Annotated in this window: 3 protein-coding genes; all 3 read right to left on the bottom strand. The window is 34.0% G+C overall.

From position 1 onward, the window contains the following. Nucleotides 1-513: hypothetical protein (locus tag HMPREF9074_RS11585; protein WP_034541072.1), on the bottom strand; the 513-nt coding region annotated here is incomplete at its 3' end. Between the two features lie 35 nt (nucleotides 514-548). Next, nucleotides 549-1,091 (bottom strand): hypothetical protein, encoded by a 543-nt coding sequence (locus HMPREF9074_RS11580; RefSeq protein WP_009390386.1) that lies wholly within the window; start codon nucleotides 1,089-1,091, stop codon nucleotides 549-551. Beyond that, nucleotides 1,088-1,387: a hypothetical protein gene (locus tag HMPREF9074_RS11575; RefSeq protein WP_009390387.1), complete on the bottom strand. Its 300-nt coding sequence runs from the start codon at nucleotides 1,385-1,387 to the stop codon at nucleotides 1,088-1,090. Before HMPREF9074_RS11575 ends, HMPREF9074_RS11580 begins: the two co-directional genes overlap by 4 nt. Between the last annotated feature and the right edge of the window lie 95 nt (nucleotides 1,388-1,482).

The following is a 1,482-nucleotide window of genomic DNA, read 5'->3' as shown; positions in this document are numbered from 1 at the left end:
CTCTTTTTCTTGTCCGTAACGTGTACTTATTGTTAGTTTCTTGCTGGCATCAGACCTTTTCAATATCCGTACTGATTTATTCGGAGGAATACTAATGGTACACTCTCCATTAGCAACTATTGTTCTGCCAAAAAATCTTTCTTTTTTCTCAGACAAACCAGTAGGGCTGTTATAGAAATTATAATTGCTATCAACTTCTATGGTACCCCAAAAGGTTTCTTCTCTATACAAGTCTTCTACTAATTTAGAATTGAAGTCTTTTTGTCGAAATTCGTCAAACTCTTGTAGCTGACCGCTTAATCTTTGTCGAGGATTAAGCTCTAATTCCATAGCATCATAACTGCCATATAATCGTTGGAGGTGTACATCTTCTTCTAAGATAGGAGTTATCTTACTTGTTAAATCCGCTATTGTTTTTTCAAGTTCTTGTATCTTTTCACTTGTGTTTTCTACAGTACCACCGGTACTACCATTATCATCACTGATGCTTATGTTTATAAATTTTCCTACCATAATGTTTATTTTTTTGTTATTACTTAATTTTAATTTTATATATCTTTTTTAGCTAATTCTTTATAACTATATGGGCGATATTCAGCTATAAATGGTTTCTGTCCGTGCGTATAATGGCTTCCATACGTTATAACAAACATTGTCCCTGCTGGAGAGTTTTCATATACTACAGGTTCAATTCCTTCTATATCTATAGAAATAGTTAGCTTATCATTTGTAGTTTTATATATACGCGTCTCAAAAAATGGGTCTATAAATACTGTTATTTCTCCACAAGCTACCACAGAGCGACCAAATGTTCTATTACGATAATATTCTTCATTATCATAATATTTCCCGTGTAAAAAAACTTTCCCTGAATGTGCTACTATAGGAACCCAAAATAAACCGGGATAATATAAATCTTTATATAAAGAAGTGTTAATGTCTCTTTGATTATGAAAAATAGGGTCAAATTCACTGTTTTTAATTCCCATATTCTCATAATTTTCTTCTAACAATACATCTTGCTCACGTACTTTTGTATAATGTTCTGAGTTAGTGCCTTTACCAGAGTTATTTGTAAATTTTCCTATCATACGTTTACTTTTTTAGGTTGTTTTTTCTCTTTTGTTGCGTAATAGGTGATACCTCCTCCTATAAGAGCAGCAACGGCAAGCCATATCCAATCTTTACTTTTTTTGACCTGCTCATTATAGCTATCTTGTGTGCTTACGCCCTCTTCTGGTCGAGGCTTATATACAGGTTTAGGAGGTACTACAGCCGGTTTTGGGGCTGGTTTGGTTGTATTCATATAGCAATTAGGTCTAAATTCGTTAATCATTCCCACTTGTACAGTGGCATTGGTTTGGGGATTTTGCAATATTGTTTTCATAAGGCACGGGCATTAACAGTTTATTCTATAATTAAGTGATGGGTATTTGCCCAAAAGGTCTTCAAAATCATCACTGCTAAGGCTCTCTTGCAGCC

The sequence above is a fragment of the Capnocytophaga sp. oral taxon 329 str. F0087 genome (assembly GCF_000213295.2).
GTDB classification, from domain to species: domain Bacteria; phylum Bacteroidota; class Bacteroidia; order Flavobacteriales; family Flavobacteriaceae; genus Capnocytophaga; species Capnocytophaga leadbetteri_A.
Note: the sequence above shows the minus strand (reverse complement) of the source record. Positions and strands in the feature narration are given on the sequence as shown.